Raw genomic sequence first — 17266 nt, 5'->3', positions numbered from 1 at the left:
TGTAAACAACAGGAGGATGGCATATGTCTAAAAAGACGATTGCAGTCATCGGTTCAGGGGCGGCGGCACTTTCCTTAGCTGCAGCTTTCCCACCCTCATACGAAGTGACTGTTATCACAAAAAAAAGCGTCAAAAACAGCAATTCTGTCTATGCACAAGGCGGGATTGCTGCGGCCTATGCAAAAGATGACTCGATTGAAGCCCATCTGGAGGATACGTTATACGCAGGGTGCGGCCATAATAATCTAGCTATTGCAGCAGACATTTTACATGATGGAAAAATGATGGTTCAAAGCCTATTGGAGCGTGGATTTCCATTCGACCGCAATGAACGAGGCGGTGTTTGTCTTGGAAGAGAAGGGGCCCACTCATACAACCGCATATTTCATGCAGGCGGAGACGCAACAGGCAGGCTGCTTATCGATTATTTGCTCAAACGGATCAACAGCAAAATCAAGTTAATCGAGAATGAAATGGCAGCAGATTTGCTTATAGAGGACGGACGATGTATCGGCGTCATGACAAAAGACAGCAAAGGGCGGCTCAAGGTAAGGCACGCAGACGAAGTTGTGCTGGCTGCCGGCGGCTGTGGAAACCTGTTTCTTCACCATACGAATGATCCTACTGTCACAGGTGACGGTCTTTCTCTGGCTTACCGGGCCGGGGCGGAATTAACGGATTTGGAGTTTACTCAGTTTCACCCGACACTGCTTGTGAAAAATGGTGTATCCTACGGGCTTGTTTCAGAAGCTGTCAGAGGGGAAGGCGGATGTTTAGTAGACGAAAACGGCCGCAGGATTATGGCTGAACGGCATCCTTTAGGTGACCTGGCTCCAAGAGATATTGTCTCACGGGTTATTCACGAAGAAATGGCAAAAGGAAATCGCGTTTATATAGACTTCAGTGCGATTTCTGATTTTGAAACGCGTTTCCCTACCATCACCGCTATTTGTGAAAAAGCAGAGGTTGATATTCAAAGCGGAAAAATTCCTGTTGCTCCGGGAATGCATTTCTTAATGGGAGGTGTTTCAGTTAATCGCTGGGGAGAAACGACAGTGCCGGGGCTTTATGCGATTGGCGAGACAGCATGCTCCGGTTTACATGGAGCAAACCGGCTTGCAAGCAATTCTTTATTGGAAGCGCTGGTATTTGGAAAAAGGGCAGCAGAGCATATTATCCAAAAACCGGTTTATAACAGGCAATATCAATCAGGGCTAGAAACCAGTGTCGTCTACGAGGTGCCGGATATAGAGGTGCATGAACTGCAAAGCAAAATGACAAGCCACATGTCTATTTTGCGGGAACAAAGCAGTTTGATTGAGCTTAGCATCTGGCTTCATACGCTGCCTTTTCAGGAAGTAAATGTGAAGGATATCACAATTCGGCAGATGGAACTTTCTCATCTATGGCAAACTGCAAAGCTGATGACGTTTTCTGCGCTTTTGCGGGAGGAAAGCAGAGGGGCTCACTTCCGCACCGATTTTCCTCATGCTGAGGTGAGCTGGCAAGGAAGACAAATTGTCCATACAAAAAAAGGAACGAAGATCAGAAAAAACGAGGGGATTTGGAACAATGAATCATTTACAGCTGAAAAAATTACTGAATCACTTTTTTCTTGAGGATATTGGGACAGGGGATCTTACATCGCAGTCTATTTTTGGAGAACAGAGCTGTGAAGCGGAGATTGTTGTAAAGTCAGAGGGTACTTTTGCAGGAGCAGCGATCATAAAAGAAGGCTTTTCGCTATTGGACGAAAATGTTCAAATAATTTTTCACAAAAAAGATGGGGACATGTTGCATAAAGGTGAAGTGATTGCCGAGTTACACGGTCCCGCAGCTGCGCTCCTTTCAGGAGAGCGGGTCGTATTAAATCTTATTCAGAGGCTGTCAGGAATTGCGACAATGACAAGAGAGGCTGTTCGGTGTCTGGATGATGAACAGATTAAAATTTGTGACACGAGAAAAACAACACCGGGGCTCAGAATGCTGGAGAAATATGCTGTCAGAGCCGGCGGCGGGTATAATCATCGATTCGGTTTGTATGACGGCATCATGATTAAAGATAATCATATCGCAGCATGCGGCTCTATTTTAGAGGCATGCAAAAAAGCCCGTCAGGCCGCAGGGCACATGGTAAATATCGAGGTGGAAATTGAAACGGAGGGACAGCTGCGGGAAGCAATTGCAGCTGGCGCGGATGTTATTATGTTTGACAACTGTCCGCCTGATACGGTCCGTCATTTTGCAAAGCTCACACCGGATCATATAAAAACTGAAGCCTCCGGCGGGATTACGTTAGAATCTTTGCCTGCTTTTAAAGGGACGGGTGTGAATTATATTTCATTAGGATTTCTGACTCATTCCGTCAAAAGTTTAGATATCAGCATGGATGTTACGTTATCAAATGAATCTGTGGAGGAATGCCGTTATGTCAATTCTTGATGTGATCAAACAATCGAATGATATGATGCCCGAAAGTTATAAAGAACTATCGAGAAAGGATATGGAAACGCGCGTTGCCGCCATTAAAAAAAAGTTCGGCAGCAGGCTCTTTATACCAGGCCATCATTATCAAAAGGATGAAGTGATACAATTTGCTGACCAAACAGGCGACTCCCTGCAATTGGCCCAAGTAGCGGAAAAAAACAAAGAAGCGGATTATATCGTATTTTGCGGCGTTCACTTTATGGCAGAAACCGCCGATATGCTGACAAGCGAGCGGCAAACGGTCGTCCTGCCAGATATGAGAGCAGGATGTTCTATGGCTGACATGGCTGACATGCAGCAGACCAATAGGGCATGGAAGAAGCTTCAGCATATATTTGGAGATACGATCATACCTTTAACTTATGTGAACTCCACTGCGGAGATCAAGGCATTCGTCGGAAAACATGGCGGAGCAACTGTGACTTCTTCAAATGCGAAAAAAGTGCTTGAATGGGCGTTTACACAGAAAAAAAGAATTTTATTTTTGCCTGATCAGCATTTAGGGAGAAATACGGCTTATGATCTGGGCATTGCGCTTGAAGATATGGCTGTGTGGGACCCGATGAAAGATGAATTAGTAGCTGAATCCGGGCATACGAATGTGAAAGTGATTTTGTGGAAAGGGCATTGCTCTGTTCACGAGAAATTCACCACTAAAAATATCCATGATATGAGAGAGCGAGACCCCGACATTCAGATCATTGTGCACCCGGAATGTTCACACGAAGTCGTGACATTAAGCGATGATAACGGATCAACGAAATATATTATCGACACAATCAACCAGGCTCCGGCGGGAAGTAAGTGGGCAATCGGGACAGAAATGAATCTTGTCCAGCGGATCATTCAAAAGCATCCAGATAAACAAATCGAATCACTTAACCCTGACATGTGCCCTTGCCTGACAATGAACCGAATTGATTTGCCGCATTTGTTGTGGTCGCTGGAACAAATTGGAAAAGGAGAACCTTCAGGCGTCATCAAAGTGCCAAAAGCCATTCAGGAAGATGCACTCCTTGCCCTGAATCGAATGCTTTCGATCACGTAGATCAGAAATATTTTCCCTTCCTTTACTCATAACTTCTTTTGTTCAGGCATATGTTGTGAAGAAACATATTGTAATCACAGCTGAACTGTTCACGTTTTGCATAGGAGGGGAAAACGTTGAAAATCCATATCGTTCAAAAAGGTGATTCGCTCTGGAAAATAGCTGAAAAGTACGGAGTCGATGTTGAGGAAGTGAAAAAACTCAATACACAGCTTAGCAATCCAGACTTAATCATGCCTGGAATGAAAATAAAAGTGCCGTCAGAAGGAGTCCCGGTCAGAAAAGAGCCAAAAGCGGGCAAAAGTCCTGCGGCCGGGAGTGTGAAGCAAGAACATCCATATGCGAAAGAGAAGCCTAAATCCGTTGTCGATGTAGAAGACACAAAGCCGAAAGAAAAGAAGTCCATGCCGTATGTCCCGCCGATGCCTAATTTGCAGGAAAATGTGTACCCTGAAGCTGATGTGAACGATTATTATGATATGAAACAGCTTTTCCAGCCTTGGTCGCCTCCTAAACCGGAGGAGCCGAAAAAACATCATGACGGAAATATGGATCATATGTATCATATGCAAGACCAATTTCCACAACAGGAGGCTATGAGTAATATGGAAAATGCAAATTATCCGAATATGCCTAATATGCCAAAGGCGCCAGAGGTAGGCGGTGTAGAAGAGGAAAACGTTCATCACACAGTTCCGAATATGCCGATGCCGGCTGTTCAGCCTTATTATCATTATCCGGCTCATTTCGTACCGTGTCCGGTGCCTGTTTCGCCAATTCTTCCAGGATCAGGATTATGCTATCCGTACTATCCGGCACAAGCTTATCCAATGCATCCGATGCATGGATACCAGCCAGGCTTTGTATCGCCTCAGTATGACCCGGGTTATGAAAACCAGCATCATGAAAACAGCCATCACGGACATTACGGTTCATACGGTGCGCCGCAATACGCATCTCCGGCTTATGGATCTCCGTATGGACATATGCCGTATGGCCCTTATTACGGCACTCCCCAAGTAATGGGAGCATACCAGCCTGCTGCGGCTCATGGTTACATGCCATACAAAGATCATGACGACTGCGGCTGTGACGGTGATCATCAGCCATATTTCTCTGCGCCTGGCCATTCGGGAATGGGAGCTTACGGAAGCCCTAATATGCCATATGGCACAGCTAACCCAAATCCAAACCCATATTCGGCAGGAGTTTCTATGCCAATGACGAACCAGCCTTCTGTAAACCAAATGTTTGGCCGGCCGGAAGAAGAAAATGAGTGATCGTTCGGAACGATGTAAATCGTTCCTTTTTTTGTTTTCAAGCAGATCACTGCCAAATGGAGAGAACTGACACGCTTAACATGCCCCCCATACGCACATGATAAAAGCGAGCAAACATGCTCAATTCGTCCACGGGGGGTTTTTCCATTGGGTAAAAAAATGACGATCGCTAGCCTGATTCTAATGACAGCCGGCTTAACAGCATGCGGAGCAAACGATAATGCTATGAATGATACGCGCAATAACGGCAATACCCGTCCAATCGGATATTATACAAATGAAAATGACGCCGATAGACAGGGAGACGGAATCGACCACGATGGTCCTGTTTCTGAATTAATGGAGGATCAGAACGACGGTAACCGAAACACCACGAATGTAAATAACCGTGACCGTGTTACTGCTGACGATCGTGTTCCTTTGGCAACTGACGGAACATATAACAACACGAATAACCGAAACATGAATCGGAATGCAGCGAACAACGGGTATGACAACCAAGAAAACAGAAGACTGGCTGCAAAAATTGCCAACCGTGTGAAACAAGTGAAAAACGTCAATGACACACAAGTTATGGTATCGGATGACCGAGTAGTTATCGCAGTCAGAAGCCATAGAGAGTTCACAAAGTCTGACAGAGATAATGTCGTAAAAGCAGCGCGCAACTATGCAAATGGCCGTGATGTCCAGGTATCAACAGATAAAGGGCTGTTCAGAAAACTTCATAAAATGAACAACCGCTAGGAAGGAAGGGCTGCCGGAAGTGATATTCGGCAGCCTTTTTCTTTGCATCAGCGAACAATTCCCATTAAAGTGTACATAGAAAATGTAAAAGAAGGTGAAAACATGGCAGGCCATTCCAAGTGGAAAAACATTCAAAAAAGAAAAAATGCACAGGATGCAAAGCGCGGGAAAATATTTATGAAGCTGGCAAAAGAAATCTATGTGGCAGCGAAAGAAGGCGGAGCGGATCCAGAAGCAAATTCAGCATTGCGTCTTGTCATCGAAAAAGCAAAAGGCGCCAATATGCCGAATGAAAATATAGATCGGGCCATTAAAAAAGCTGCGGGAGGCCAAGACGGAAGCAGCTATGAAGAAATCACCTATGAAGGCTACGGCCCTTCAGGGATTGCCGTCATGGTTGAATGCGTAACAGATAATAAAAACCGAACGGCGTCAAATGTGCGGACAGCCTTTAATAAAAATGGCGGAAGTCTGGGAGAAAGCGGATGTGTAGCCTTTTTATTTGAACGAAAGGGGTTCATTACGATAGACCGTACTGAACGGCAAATAGAAGAAGATGAGCTCATGCTTGATGTGCTTGAAGCAGGAGGAGAAGAGCTGCGAATTGAAGAAGACCTATATGAGGTTTTCACAGAGCCTGAGCATTTTGAAGAGGTGAAAACAGCCCTCGAATCGAAATATCTAATTTCTTCGGCGGAGGTGACCATGCTTCCCAATACCTATGCAGAAGCCGATGATCAGGCTGTTGAGAAGCTGGAAACATTAATAGACGTCCTTGAAGATGACGATGATGTTCAAGAATTGTATACAAACTATCGCTCATAAAAAACCGGCACGATGTCATATCGGGCCGGTATTAGTATGTTCAGGAGACACGTTCACTTTCATGAGTGTATTCTTTCTCCCAGAAATCAGCGTTTTTGATACCCAGCGCTTTTGGATCAAAGACAGGGTCTAAGCCCTGCTTCTTTTGGCGCTCATAATCCTTTAAAGCAAGGAGCGCCGGCTTGGCAAGCAGCACAATGGCAATGACGTTCAGCCATACCATAATGCCAAGCCCTGCATCCCCTAATGCCCAAGCAAGTGAAGCTGTTTTCACAGTACCATAGAACGTGGCGGCTAAAATAATCAGTTTTAAGCCAAGCATCGCCCATTTGCTTTCTCTGCCTCGTGCTAAATAGGCGATATTTGTTTCTGCGATGTAGTAATACGCCATAATTGTTGTAAAAGCGAAGAAGAATAAAGCGATGGCAACAAAGCCTGCACCGAATCCGGGAAGAACACTGTCAATTGCCGCTTGTGTGAAACCTGGTCCCGCTTCTACGCCTTTAAGCTGGTGAACGATAAAGGAACCATCTGCAGCCTGGGTATTGTACATGCCGGTAAACAAGATCATGAAAGCTGTAGCGGAACATACAAACAAGGTGTCAATATAAACAGAAAATGCCTGAACCAGTCCCTGCTTGACCGGATGAGAAACCTCTGCAGCAGCTGCCGGATGCGGGCCTGTTCCCTGGCCGGCTTCGTTTGAATAAATGCCACGTTTAACGCCCCAGGAAATCGCCATGCCGATCAAGCCGCCAAAAGCGGAATCCAATGCAAAGGCGCTTTTGAATATTAATGAGATTACAGCAGGCAATTCAGACACATTCATGACAATAATAATCAAAGACAGCAGGATATATCCAATTGCCATAAATGGAACAATCATTTGCGCCGCATTGGCAATTCGTTTGACGCCGCCAAAAATAATGAACCCTAATAATAAAACCAGACCACACCCTGTGACGAAAGGAGAGATGCCGAATGCATTTTGGATCCCAGCCGCAATGGAGTTGGACTGTACGCCCGGCATTAGAAAGGCCATTGCAATAAGGGCAGCAGCGGCAAATAAGACGGCAAACCACTTAATGCCTAAGCCTTTTTCTATATAATAAGCAGGGCCGCCCCGATATTGACCGTCTTGCTTCACTTTGTAAATTTGAGCAAGCGTTGATTCTACAAAGGCACTCGCCGCCCCGATAAAGGCAATCGCCCACATCCAGAACACTGCACCGGGTCCGCCGAATGCAATTGCTGTCGCCACTCCCGCGATGTTTCCTGTGCCCACACGGCCGGACAGCGCAATCGATAACGCTTGGAAAGATGAAACGCCGGCTTCAGAGCTCTTGCCTTTGAACATCTGAACAATCATTTCTTTTAAATGTCGGACTTGTAAAAAACGGGTCATAATTGAAAAGGCGAATCCAATTCCCAATAAAATATAAATGACGGGCGTACTCCATAAGACCGCATTCAAACTAGCAACAAAATCTGCCATCAAGCTTCCCCCTCACTTCAAATTCGAATACATGTATAAAAAGGATTTTGGTCTAATCGAACTATTTCTACAATCGATTTGTCACATTATATGACCTGTAATTATCAATAAGAAGAGGAAGGGAAAAAGAAAAAACGCGGCGTATCGACTACGCTGCGTTTTTCTACAGAGGCAAACTTATGGCAATTGTTATAAAATCCTTCAGCAACAAATAGCCTAGTTCAGTCAAACCGTATATAAAGGATAAAGCAATCACAAAATGATTGAAATGCTTTTCATCATTTGTTCCGTTCATCTTATTCATGTTTCATCACCTCACTGACGCCTGCGGCGGTTCTTCACGGATCCAATGATCATCTTTTCGCCAATCATACGTTTCATCAGTATCAAGATGTAAAATCTGATTGCCGATTTTCACTGTATTGTGATTGACCCACGTCACTGCTGGGCGGCTGTCCGGGTAATTCCAGTAGATTGTTCTCTTGACAAGTGTTTTTTCATTTACAAGTTCACCTCTGGCTGCATCTAAGCTCAAGGTGTTTTCGGATACATAAGTGTTTAACGTATAGCTGCCGTCCGGCGATTCAACCGATTGGACGAGATTGCCTTTCGGAACGTTTTTTAGTGAAAATAACATCCAATAGATGGCGCCGCCGAAGAAGACCAGCAGGGCAAACATAATAAGCGGGATGTTGCTGCGTGTCTTAATGTGACTCTCTCCCTTTTTTTCTCTCATTTTACTATATATCGGATTCATATGATCTTTACATTTCTTTAAAATTACCTTAATAAAGCAATGATAAGATGAAATAAAGCCAATAAAGGGTGAGGGGAGACAGAAATGGAAAAAACGTATTGTCATTCTGGCGAGAAGGACCCAGAAGCGGTCTACTTAACTGTGAGAGGCTATCGAATTAAGCTGTCGCCTGAACAAATGAAACTGATTTCTGCCGTCAGAAAGTAAAAAATACATGATAAAGGCAGCCGCTTGTGCGGCTGCCTTTTTGATTTAAGAATATTTTCTTTTCCGCTGTGCGAAATGCTTTTGAAACCAATCTTTCTTATATAAAAATGCGATGATCTCCAGCCAAAAACCCGGAATCTTTTTGGGGAATATCGGTTTTTTGTAGAGTGCATGATATGCGGATTTTAAGTCGTCCCACTGCGTGCATGTTTTTGTCTGCTCAAATCTCGCAACATCAATCACCCGCACCGTCCCGGTTTCTGTCAATATCAGATTCCGCAAATGAATATCTGACGGGTTCAGTCCGGCTGCCCGGGCGTCAGAAAGCGCTTCTTCAACCTGCTGAATCATGTCATCACTGATTGCAATGCCTTTCTTCAGACAGTTATAAAAGGTTTCACCTTTAATATATTCCATGAGAATAAATGAATCGCCAGTTTCGTAAATGTCAGGATAGAATGCGGACCCGGCTAATTTTTCATAGATCGCTGCTTCTTTGACTGCTGTCGCTTGATATTCCGGAAAAAATACTTTCAGCGCCATTTTTCGACCGCCTTCTGTTAAGGCAAACACATAGGCGCTTCTTCCCTTGCCGATTAGTGTTAATTCCTCGGATTTCTCTTTGACTTTATCAAATCTGCTGTTCTTGCGGTATATGACGGAATGGGCCAGTGCCTCTGCTTTTGTCAGCATTTCATTCACCTTCTTTGCTCTATTTTATGCAGCTGTTTATAGGAAAATCATAAACTGTTCAGGAAAAAGAGCCTAATTCTAGTGTATCTGGTCTTGAAGAAGAAGGCTACTTATAAGCATGAATTGTGATAAAAGAGACATAGAACGTTTAATTTCCATTCTTGAAAAGCGCTTACAAATGGGATAGTATTAATTTTAAATAAAGCGCTTTCGTGAATGATCAAGGGGGAAGAAGCCATGACAAAACAGATTGTGACAGGGATTATCGGTGCAGGCCGCATCGGCAAACTTCATGTTCAAAATATAAGCCGGATTCCTCACATGAAAATAAAAGCAGTCTCTGACATTCAGGCAAGCCGTATAAAAAGCTGGGCCGACAGTCATCAGATTGAATACATAACCTCTGATTATCGTGATTTATTACATGATCCTGATATTGATGCTATTTTTATTTGCTCTCCTACAGCCGTACATGCACAGATGATCAAAGAAGCAGCCGAGGCGAAAAAGCATATATTTTGTGAGAAGCCCGTTAGTTTCTCTCTGGACGAAACGAGTGAAGCGCTTGCGGCTGTCCGGAAACACGGTGTAACACTTCAAGTCGGATTTAACCGCCGCTTTGATCCTCATTTTAAGAAAATAAAAACGATTGTTGAAAATGGTGAAATTGGTACACCTCATTTATTAAAAATCACGTCCCGGGACCCAGAACCCCCGAATATAGATTATGTCCGTACGTCAGGCGGATTGTTTATGGATATGTCGATCCATGATTTTGATATGGCCAGATATATTATGGGAAGCGAAGTGACGGAAGTGTATGCCAAAGGGGCGGCTTTGGTGAATCCTTCTTTTGCGGAGCTGGGTGATATTGATACAGCTGTTATTACACTGACTTTTGAAAACGGTGCCATGGCTGTGATTGATAACAGCCGCCAAGCTGTGTACGGATATGACCAGCGGGTTGAGGTTTTCGGGACGAAAGGCTCTGCAGCGGCTGACAATAGCAGGCCGACAACGGTTGAGGTGTCAACAGCTGATTTTGTGATGAAGGATAAACCGCATTTCTTTTTCCTTGAACGCTATAAGGATTCATATGAGGAGGAGATTCTCCGTTTTGCAGAAGCGATCGGCACAAACCAGGAGACTCCCTGCACCGGCAATGACGGTTTACAGGCCGGAAGGATCGCCAGAGCAGCACAGCAATCGCTTGCTTTTGGCATGCCTGTCAGCATTGAGCACACTGAAAAAATCGCTTTTTAATCTAACAGGATTACAATTCAGTAAGCTTGGGTATATACTCCATTGATACTTTAAGTAGGCGGTGGAGAAAATGAATACAGTACATGCTAAAGGAAATGTTTTGAACAAAATCGGAATTCCTTCTCACATGGTTTGGGGTTATATTGGCGTTGTCATCTTTATGGTTGGAGACGGCCTCGAACAAGGCTGGCTGTCTCCTTTTCTCGTTGATCATGGTCTCAGCATGCAGCAATCCGCATCGTTATTTACCATGTACGGCATTGCTGTCACCATCTCAGCTTGGCTTTCAGGAACGTTTGTCCAAACTTGGGGGCCGAGAAAAACGATGACTGTCGGATTGGTTGCATTTATCCTCGGTTCGGCCGCTTTTATCGGCTGGGCGATTCCTCATATGTATTATCCGGCTCTCTTGGGCAGCTATGCTCTTAGAGGCTTGGGATATCCGCTGTTTGCATACTCTTTTCTCGTATGGGTGTCATACAGCACCTCTCAAAATATTCTCGGCAAAGCCGTCGGCTGGTTTTGGTTTATGTTTACGTGCGGCCTTAACGTGCTCGGCCCGTTCTATTCCAGCTATGCAGTTCCGGCCTTTGGAGAAATCAATACGCTTTGGAGCGCTTTACTGTTTGTGGCGGCAGGCGGAATTCTTGCCTTATTTTTTAACAAAGATAAATTTACTCCGATACAAAAACAAGATCAGCCGAAATGGAAAGAACTGTCGAAGGCATTTACGATTATGTTTGAAAACCCTAAGGTAGGCATCGGCGGAGTGGTCAAGACGATTAATGCGATAGGACAATTTGGATTTGCCATCTTTCTTCCTACTTATTTAGCACGATACGGGTATTCGGTTTCGGAATGGCTGCAAATATGGGGGACGCTGTTTTTTGTGAATATTGTGTTTAATATCATTTTCGGTGCAGTCGGAGATAAACTTGGCTGGCGCAATACGGTCATGTGGTTTGGCGGTGTCGGATGCGGTATTTTTACGCTGGCGCTGTATTACACGCCTCAGCTGATCGGGCATCAGTATTGGATGCTCATGATTATCGCCTGCTGCTACGGCGCGGCTTTAGCAGGGTACGTTCCATTAAGCGCGCTTTTGCCGACGCTTGCACCTGATAATAAAGGTGCTGCCATGTCAGTGTTGAATTTGGGATCTGGTTTATGTGCGTTTATCGCGCCGGGCATCGTGAGTCTTTTCATTGGGCCGCTCGGTGCAGGCGGCGTGATTTGGATCTTTGCGGCATTGTATTTTTTCAGTGCCTTTCTGACGCGATTCTTGACAATTTCTGAGCAAAGCACAGGTGTGTATACGGAGGAACGGTTTGTCAGGGAAAATGTGCAGACAAATTTTGATAAAACGGTTAAGCAGTAGCCTCTTTGGTCAAACTAATCATAAACGTGTGCAAAGAGGTGTAGAGGGTGAAACGATTCAGCACGGCGTATCTTTTGCTGGGCATTCTTTGCTCAGCGGCAGTATTTTTAATAGGAGCTCCTTCCCGCGCACTTGGCGCGGAAGTGGAGCACTATGAGCCGCTGCAGGTGCATGTGCAGCTTGAAAAGGTGTATTTGGACGGCGATGTCAGCATTGAGCATAAGCATGAAAAAGTGTTTTCTATGGATGATTTTTGGGCAGCTTATGCCGGATGGACGCTTGTGGAACAAAAAAAGGGATATGTGCTCTTCCGGAAGCAAATGGACGATATATCTCCGCTCAGCAAGGTCAACGGGTATATCGGTGTATCGGATAATGGAGTGATTTCCACTTTTCATGGGCGGCCTGAGCCAGCTTCCGAACCAATTCAGTCTTTTTTTCAAATTGATTTAGAAAGGCTGGAAAGCCATATGCAAAAAAATCTGCTGAAAGGCATTCCATTTCGGACAAAAGCGGAGTTTGAGGATGTCATCGAACATATGAAGACATACAGCGGGTAACGTCCGCTGATTGAAGACATGTATTCATGTCTTTTTTTTCGTGAAAGAATGAGAGAGAAGCGAACATATGTTAACTTTTCTATAAGACTTTGGCTGTTTTTATGGTACAATGAAGAACAGTCAAAGAGGTGAATTTGCGTGATTGAATTTGTTAAAGGGACGATTGATTATGTATCTCCCCAATATATTGTCATAGAGAACGGCGGCATCGGCTATCAGATTTTCACGCCGAACCCGTTTATATATAAGGAGAGAAGCCAGGAAACGATTTTTACATACCATCATATCAGAGAGGATGCTTTTTCGCTTTACGGTTTTTCAACAAGAGAGGAGAAGGCGCTCTTTACAAAGCTGTTAAACGTGACCGGAATTGGCCCGAAAGGAGCACTTGCCATCTTGGGCTCGGGTGATCCCGGAGCGGTCATCCAAGCAATTGAAAATGAAGATGAAGCTTTTTTGGTCAAGTTTCCTGGAGTAGGAAAGAAAACCGCACGCCAGATTATTCTAGATTTAAAAGGAAAGCTGGCAGATGTTGTGCCTGAAATGATTGAAAATCTGTTTAATCATGAAGAAAGGCTTGAAAAGCAAACAGCGGAAACGGCTCTTGAAGAAGCACTTGAAGCCCTCAGGGTTCTCGGATATGCTGAAAAAGAAATCAAAAAGGTGCTTCCTCACCTTAAAGAAGAAATTGGGCTGACAACAGACCAATATGTGAAAAAAGCATTACAAAAACTATTAAAGTAAGGTGATGTTCATGGATGAACGGCTCGTCTCAAGTGAAGCAGACAACCATGAATCAGTGATAGAGCAAAGCCTGAGGCCGCAAAATCTGGCACAGTATATCGGGCAGCATAAGGTAAAAGAAAATTTGCGCGTGTTTATAGATGCGGCGAAAATGAGACAGGAGACGCTGGATCATGTTCTTCTGTACGGGCCGCCCGGACTCGGAAAAACAACGCTTGCTTCGATTGTTGCTAATGAAATGGGAGTGGAATTGCGGACGACATCAGGGCCTGCTATTGAAAGGCCTGGTGATTTGGCTGCTATATTAACGGCGCTGGAACCGGGAGATGTATTATTTATTGATGAAATACATAGGCTGCACAGATCGATCGAAGAGGTGCTTTATCCTGCAATGGAAGACTTTTGCCTGGACATTGTGATTGGCAAAGGCCCATCTGCCCGCTCGGTTCGGCTCGACCTTCCGCCTTTTACGCTGGTGGGAGCCACGACGAGGGTGGGGCTTTTGACGGCTCCTTTAAGAGACAGATTCGGCGTCATGTCTCGCCTTGAGTACTATACACAAGAAGAACTGGCGGATATTGTCACAAGAACCGCTGATGTATTCGAGGTTGAGATTGATAAACCGTCGGCTCTTGAAATTGCAAGAAGATCGAGAGGGACGCCCCGCGTGGCGAACCGCCTGCTGAGAAGGGTGCGCGATTTCGCCCAAGTGCTGGGTGACAGCAGGATTACGGAAGACATTTCTCAGAATGCGCTGGAGCGGCTTCAGGTTGACCGTCTCGGTTTGGATCATATTGATCATAAGCTGCTGATGGGCATGATCGAAAAATTCAACGGCGGCCCAGTAGGCCTTGATACGATTTCAGCTACCATCGGCGAGGAATCGCATACGATTGAAGACGTATATGAACCATATCTGCTGCAAATTGGATTTATACAAAGAACGCCGCGTGGAAGGATCGTGACACCGGCCGTTTATCATCATTTCCAAATGGAGGCTCCCCGATATGACTGAATTTCCTAAGATCATCATGATTCTTGGTGCTGTTTTGCTTATTATCGGAGCAGTTTTGCATTTTGTCGGCAAGATGCCGGGAGATATTTTTGTAAAAAAAGGAAATGTCACGTTTTTCTTCCCGGTTGTCACTTGTATTATTATAAGTGTGGTATTATCAATTTTGCTTAATTTTTTTGGCAGAATGAAATAACAAAAGACTAGAATAAAGGTGAAATCATCATGAAAGTCGATTTATTTGATTTTGAACTACCAGAACGTTTAATTGCACAAGTACCGTTGGAGCAGCGTGATGCTTCAAGGCTGATGGTGCTCGATAAACATACAGGAGAGCTTACTGACAGCTCGTTTAAACACATTATCAGCTTCTTTAACGAAGGCGATTGTCTAGTCCTGAACAATACCCGGGTACTGCCTGCGCGGTTATTCGGCACAAAAGAGGATACCGGCGCGAAAGTGGAACTTCTTTTGTTGAAACAGGAAACCGGTGATAAATGGGAAACACTTGCCAAACCGGCGAAACGGGTGAAAAAAGGAACTGTTGTCACATTTGGAGACGGAAGATTGAAGGCAATCTGCACGGAAGAGCTTGAGCACGGCGGCAGAAAGATGGAATTTCAATATGACGGTATTTTCTACGAGGTGCTTGAATCCCTTGGAGAGATGCCGCTCCCTCCATATATCAAAGAACAGCTTGATGACAAAGAGCGCTACCAGACAGTATATTCAAAAGAAATCGGCTCTGCTGCTGCGCCTACAGCTGGCCTTCACTTCACGGAAGAAATCTTACAGCAGCTGAAAGACAAAGGCGTGCAAATTGAGTTCATCACACTGCACGTAGGCCTTGGAACGTTTCGCCCTGTGAGTGCCGATGAAGTGGAAGAGCATAATATGCATGCAGAGTTTTATCAAATGTCAGAAGAAACGGCTGCAGCCTTAAACAAAGTAAGAGAAAATGGCGGTCGGATCATTTCTGTCGGCACGACCTCGACACGCACGCTTGAGACGATTGCCGGGGAACATGACGGGCAATTTAAAGCATCAAGCGGCTGGACATCTATTTTTATTTATCCGGGCTATGAATTTAAAGCCATTGACGGAATGATTACAAACTTCCATTTGCCGAAATCGTCATTGATTATGCTGGTCAGCGCGCTTGCTGGAAGAGAAAACATTCTGCGTGCCTATAACCATGCAGTGGAAGAGGAATACCGTTTCTTCAGCTTCGGAGACGCGATGCTGATTATATAATTTGAGAACAGGAGGCCTCATCAAAAGTGGCTGAACAACCAATACGCTATGAATTTATAAAAGAATGCAAACAAACAGGAGCGCGGCTGGGCAAAGTGCATACGCCTCACGGCTCCTTTGAAACGCCGGTTTTTATGCCGGTCGGCACACTGGCGACAGTCAAAACAATGTCGCCTGAAGAGCTGAAAGCAATGGATGCAGGCATCATTTTGAGCAACACTTATCATCTATGGCTTCGTCCGGGCCAAGACATTGTCAAAGAAGCGGGCGGGCTCCATAAATTTATGAACTGGGACCGCGCAATTTTAACCGATTCAGGCGGTTTTCAGGTCTTTTCTTTAAGCAAGTTTCGTAATATAGAGGAAGAGGGTGTCCATTTCCGCAATCATCTAAATGGAGACAAGCTGTTTTTATCTCCGGAAAAAGCGATGGAGATCCAAAACGCACTCGGCTCTGATATTATGATGGCGTTTGATGAATGCCCGCCATACCCGGCGGAGTACGACTACATGAAGAGGTCAGTTGAACGGACAAGCCGTTGGGCGGAACGTTGCCTGAATGCCCACAATCGTCAGGATGAACAAGGGCTGTTTGGTATTGTACAAGGCGGAGAATATGAAGATCTGCGGACACAAAGTGCGAAGGACTTGATTTCCCTTGATTTTCCGGGATATGCTATAGGCGGATTGTCTGTAGGTGAACCGAAGGATGTCATGAACCGTGTACTCGAATTTACAACACCGCTCTTGCCGAAGGATAAACCGAGATATCTGATGGGAGTAGGTTCTCCGGATGCACTGATCGACGGAGCGATCCGCGGGGTCGATATGTTTGACTGTGTGCTGCCTACACGGATTGCAAGAAACGGCACAGTGTTTACTGCTGAAGGACGACTCAATATGAAAAATGCGAAATTTGAAAGAGACTTCCGTCCGATTGATGAAGAGTGTGATTGCTATACATGTAAAAACTACACTCGCGCGTACATTAGGCACTTGATTCGCTGTAATGAAACATTCGGCCTTCGATTAACAACTTACCATAACCTTCATTTTCTGTTACACTTAATGGAGCAGGTAAGACAGGCTATTCGCGAGGATCGTCTGGGTGATTTCAGAGAAGAGTTCTTTGAGCGTTACGGCTATAACAAGCCAAATGCGAAAAGCTTCTAAATAAACATAACAGGCTTACAGAAAGGGGTGAAAATGATGACTGGCACTTTAGGTACATTGGTTCCTATTATTTTAATGTTTGCGGTCCTTTACTTCTTGCTGATTCGTCCTCAGCAAAAGCAGCAAAAGGCTGTACGCCAAATGCAAGAGGAACTGAAAAAAGGCGATTCAGTAGTGACAATCGGGGGATTGCACGGTACTGTTGACTCTATCGACGAAAGCAAAGTCGTAATTAAGACTGGTGATAACACACGTCTTACGTTCGACCGCCGCGCGATCAGAGAAGTTTCTGCTGCTGAATAACAGCAGGAGCTATACATAGCAAACAAAAAAGAGCGGGCAAGTGA

Annotated in this window: 20 protein-coding genes and 1 pseudogene; 16 read left to right on the top strand and 5 right to left on the bottom strand. The window is 44.9% G+C overall.

The genetic code is table 11. From position 1 onward, the window contains the following. Nucleotides 1–23: 23 nt before the first annotated feature. The 6 genes from nadB to NYE20_RS14920 all read left to right on the top strand — a co-directional run bounded on the left by nadB (nt 24) and on the right by NYE20_RS14920 (nt 6384). Entirely contained in the window at nt 24–1619 is a 1596-nt protein-coding gene (nadB, locus tag NYE20_RS14945) for an L-aspartate oxidase (protein WP_103803777.1), read from the top strand. Then, nucleotides 1573–2442: a carboxylating nicotinate-nucleotide diphosphorylase gene (nadC, locus tag NYE20_RS14940; protein ID WP_072173584.1), complete on the top strand. Its 870-nt coding sequence runs from the start codon at nt 1573–1575 to the stop codon at nt 2440–2442. Before nadB ends, nadC begins: the two co-directional genes overlap by 47 nt. Then, complete coding sequence (nadA, locus tag NYE20_RS14935; RefSeq protein WP_021480234.1) at nt 2429–3535, top strand: quinolinate synthase NadA; 1107 nt, start codon at nt 2429–2431, stop codon at nt 3533–3535. Before nadC ends, nadA begins: the two co-directional genes overlap by 14 nt. A 116-nt stretch (nt 3536–3651) precedes the next feature. After that, a complete protein-coding gene (gene safA / locus NYE20_RS14930; RefSeq protein WP_021480233.1) occupies nt 3652–4815 on the top strand; it encodes a spore coat assembly protein SafA in 1164 nt (387 codons plus the stop codon). Between the two features lie 147 nt (nt 4816–4962). After that, nucleotides 4963–5559: a spore germination protein SgpA gene (gene sgpA / locus NYE20_RS14925; protein WP_038829633.1), complete on the top strand. Its 597-nt coding sequence runs from the start codon at nt 4963–4965 to the stop codon at nt 5557–5559. 102 nt (nt 5560–5661) lie between these two features. Next, nucleotides 5662–6384, top strand: coding sequence for a YebC/PmpR family DNA-binding transcriptional regulator (locus NYE20_RS14920; RefSeq protein ID WP_159377212.1), 723 nt, complete (start codon nt 5662–5664; stop codon nt 6382–6384). 40 nt (nt 6385–6424) lie between these two features. On the opposite strand, the gene NYE20_RS14915 is transcribed toward NYE20_RS14920, so the two are convergent. The 4 genes and pseudogenes from NYE20_RS14915 to NYE20_RS14900 form a co-directional block, all read right to left on the bottom strand. Next, the gene (locus NYE20_RS14915; RefSeq protein ID WP_021480230.1) at nt 6425–7879 is read right to left on the bottom strand and encodes an alanine/glycine:cation symporter family protein; all 1455 of its coding nucleotides are present in this window, start codon (nt 7877–7879) and stop codon (nt 6425–6427) included. Nucleotides 7880–8042: 163 nt separating this feature from the next. After that, nucleotides 8043–8183, bottom strand: coding sequence for a hypothetical protein (locus tag NYE20_RS14910; RefSeq protein WP_004398683.1), 141 nt, complete (start codon nt 8181–8183; stop codon nt 8043–8045). Between the two features lie 6 nt (nt 8184–8189). Then, complete coding sequence (locus tag NYE20_RS14905) at nt 8190–8558, bottom strand: DUF5412 family protein (RefSeq protein ID WP_180960806.1); 369 nt, start codon at nt 8556–8558, stop codon at nt 8190–8192. 3 nt (nt 8559–8561) lie between these two features. Continuing rightward, nucleotides 8562–8636 (bottom strand): annotated as a pseudogene (locus tag NYE20_RS14900) (hypothetical protein); the annotation flags it as partial. 84 nt (nt 8637–8720) lie between these two features. Here NYE20_RS14900 and NYE20_RS14895 point away from each other — a divergent pair. Further along, on the top strand, nt 8721–8843 hold the full coding sequence (locus NYE20_RS14895) for a hypothetical protein (RefSeq protein WP_003229707.1): 123 nt from the start codon (nt 8721–8723) through the stop codon (nt 8841–8843). 45 nt (nt 8844–8888) lie between these two features. Here the strand turns inward: NYE20_RS14895 and NYE20_RS14890 are convergent, their stop codons facing one another. Next, complete coding sequence (locus NYE20_RS14890) at nt 8889–9536, bottom strand: phosphotransferase (RefSeq protein WP_049141074.1); 648 nt, start codon at nt 9534–9536, stop codon at nt 8889–8891. Nucleotides 9537–9773: 237 nt separating this feature from the next. Here NYE20_RS14890 and iolG point away from each other — a divergent pair, with 237 nt between their 5' ends. The 9 genes from iolG (at nt 9774) to yajC (ending at nt 17222) form a co-directional block, all read left to right on the top strand. Further along, complete coding sequence (iolG, locus tag NYE20_RS14885) at nt 9774–10799, top strand: inositol 2-dehydrogenase (RefSeq protein WP_032726305.1); 1026 nt, start codon at nt 9774–9776, stop codon at nt 10797–10799. Between the two features lie 70 nt (nt 10800–10869). Beyond that, nucleotides 10870–12177, top strand: a complete 1308-nt coding sequence (locus NYE20_RS14880) for an MFS transporter (protein WP_049141075.1) — start codon at nt 10870–10872, stop codon at nt 12175–12177. Nucleotides 12178–12224: 47 nt separating this feature from the next. Continuing rightward, nucleotides 12225–12737, top strand: coding sequence for a sporulation cell-cell signaling protein BofC (gene bofC, locus NYE20_RS14875; protein ID WP_003229715.1), 513 nt, complete (start codon nt 12225–12227; stop codon nt 12735–12737). A gap of 138 nt (nt 12738–12875) precedes the next feature. Further along, nucleotides 12876–13481 (top strand): Holliday junction branch migration protein RuvA, encoded by a 606-nt coding sequence (gene ruvA / locus NYE20_RS14870; protein ID WP_003229717.1) that lies wholly within the window; start codon nt 12876–12878, stop codon nt 13479–13481. Between the two features lie 10 nt (nt 13482–13491). Beyond that, entirely contained in the window at nt 13492–14496 is a 1005-nt protein-coding gene (gene ruvB, locus NYE20_RS14865) for a Holliday junction branch migration DNA helicase RuvB (RefSeq protein ID WP_003229718.1), read from the top strand. After that, nucleotides 14489–14689, top strand: coding sequence for a DUF2905 domain-containing protein (locus NYE20_RS14860; protein ID WP_122894822.1), 201 nt, complete (start codon nt 14489–14491; stop codon nt 14687–14689). Before ruvB ends, NYE20_RS14860 begins: the two co-directional genes overlap by 8 nt. Before the next feature lie 29 nt (nt 14690–14718). Beyond that, nucleotides 14719–15747 (top strand): tRNA preQ1(34) S-adenosylmethionine ribosyltransferase-isomerase QueA, encoded by a 1029-nt coding sequence (queA, locus tag NYE20_RS14855; protein ID WP_003229723.1) that lies wholly within the window; start codon nt 14719–14721, stop codon nt 15745–15747. 26 nt (nt 15748–15773) lie between these two features. Then, nucleotides 15774–16919: a tRNA guanosine(34) transglycosylase Tgt gene (gene tgt / locus NYE20_RS14850; protein WP_003229725.1), complete on the top strand. Its 1146-nt coding sequence runs from the start codon at nt 15774–15776 to the stop codon at nt 16917–16919. A 36-nt stretch (nt 16920–16955) separates the two neighbouring features. Continuing rightward, nucleotides 16956–17222 (top strand): preprotein translocase subunit YajC, encoded by a 267-nt coding sequence (yajC, locus tag NYE20_RS14845; protein WP_004398708.1) that lies wholly within the window; start codon nt 16956–16958, stop codon nt 17220–17222. The last annotated feature ends 44 nt before the right edge of the window (nt 17223–17266 follow it).

It is taken from the genome of Bacillus sp. FSL R5-0416, from assembly GCF_037975425.1.
GTDB lineage: Bacteria > Bacillota > Bacilli > Bacillales > Bacillaceae > Bacillus > Bacillus subtilis.
Note: the sequence above shows the minus strand (reverse complement) of the source record. Positions and strands in the feature narration are given on the sequence as shown.

Bases quoted from the DNA above. Each gene is read 5' to 3' on its own strand.
- NYE20_RS14905 (WP_180960806.1), bottom strand. From the start codon at position 8,558: ATGTTTGCCCTGCTGGTCTTCTTCGGCGGCGCCATCTATTGGATGTTA.
- NYE20_RS14880 (WP_049141075.1), top strand. From the start codon at position 10,870: ATGAATACAGTACATGCTAAAGGAAATGTTTTGAACAAAATCGGAATT.
- NYE20_RS14920 (WP_159377212.1), top strand. From the start codon at position 5,662: ATGGCAGGCCATTCCAAGTGGAAAAACATTCAAAAAAGAAAAAATGCA.
- yajC (WP_004398708.1), top strand. From the start codon at position 16,956: ATGACTGGCACTTTAGGTACATTGGTTCCTATTATTTTAATGTTTGCG.
- NYE20_RS14895 (WP_003229707.1), top strand. From the start codon at position 8,721: ATGGAAAAAACGTATTGTCATTCTGGCGAGAAGGACCCAGAAGCGGTC.
- NYE20_RS14915 (WP_021480230.1), bottom strand. From the start codon at position 7,879: ATGGCAGATTTTGTTGCTAGTTTGAATGCGGTCTTATGGAGTACGCCC.
- NYE20_RS14860 (WP_122894822.1), top strand. From the start codon at position 14,489: ATGACTGAATTTCCTAAGATCATCATGATTCTTGGTGCTGTTTTGCTT.
- ruvB (WP_003229718.1), top strand. From the start codon at position 13,492: ATGGATGAACGGCTCGTCTCAAGTGAAGCAGACAACCATGAATCAGTG.
- nadA (WP_021480234.1), top strand. From the start codon at position 2,429: ATGTCAATTCTTGATGTGATCAAACAATCGAATGATATGATGCCCGAA.
- NYE20_RS14910 (WP_004398683.1), bottom strand. From the start codon at position 8,183: ATGAATAAGATGAACGGAACAAATGATGAAAAGCATTTCAATCATTTT.
- nadB (WP_103803777.1), top strand. From the start codon at position 24: ATGTCTAAAAAGACGATTGCAGTCATCGGTTCAGGGGCGGCGGCACTT.
- queA (WP_003229723.1), top strand. From the start codon at position 14,719: ATGAAAGTCGATTTATTTGATTTTGAACTACCAGAACGTTTAATTGCA.
- NYE20_RS14890 (WP_049141074.1), bottom strand. From the start codon at position 9,536: ATGCTGACAAAAGCAGAGGCACTGGCCCATTCCGTCATATACCGCAAG.
- nadC (WP_072173584.1), top strand. From the start codon at position 1,573: ATGAATCATTTACAGCTGAAAAAATTACTGAATCACTTTTTTCTTGAG.
- iolG (WP_032726305.1), top strand. From the start codon at position 9,774: ATGACAAAACAGATTGTGACAGGGATTATCGGTGCAGGCCGCATCGGC.